We start from the raw sequence: 338 nt of genomic DNA on the forward strand, positions 1-338 counted from the left end.
TTTCTGCTGTGGACGTATCTCAGTTGGATGTTGCTGCTGTTTGGGGCGGAGCTGACGTATGCGCTCAGTCATCCGGAGTCGCTTTCATCGCAAGACCCATTACGGCAACGGCTGGCGCTGGCAGCGACCCTGTATCAGGGACAACAAGGGGGAAAAGGCATGACTGAAAACGAATTGCGCCGCCGTTTGCGCAGGATTCCGGCCGCGGAATTGTCGGCGCTGCTGAAGCGTTTTCAGTTGGCGGGCTGGGTAACCCAGAGTCAGGATGACAGCTGGATCTGGCTGCCTGATATGCGCCAGCTGACGCTTGAGCATTTTTTTGCCGATCTGTCTCTGGA

1 protein-coding gene is annotated in these 338 nt (G+C 56.8%); it reads left to right on the forward strand.

Going from position 1 to position 338, the window contains the following annotated elements; translation table 11 throughout:
- Positions 1-27 precede the first annotated feature (27 nt).
- Positions 28-338: hypothetical protein (locus tag Q4563_RS17760; protein ID WP_303605444.1), on the forward strand; the 311-nt coding region annotated here is incomplete at its 3' end.

The sequence above is a fragment of the Gilvimarinus sp. 1_MG-2023 genome, assembly GCF_030548285.1.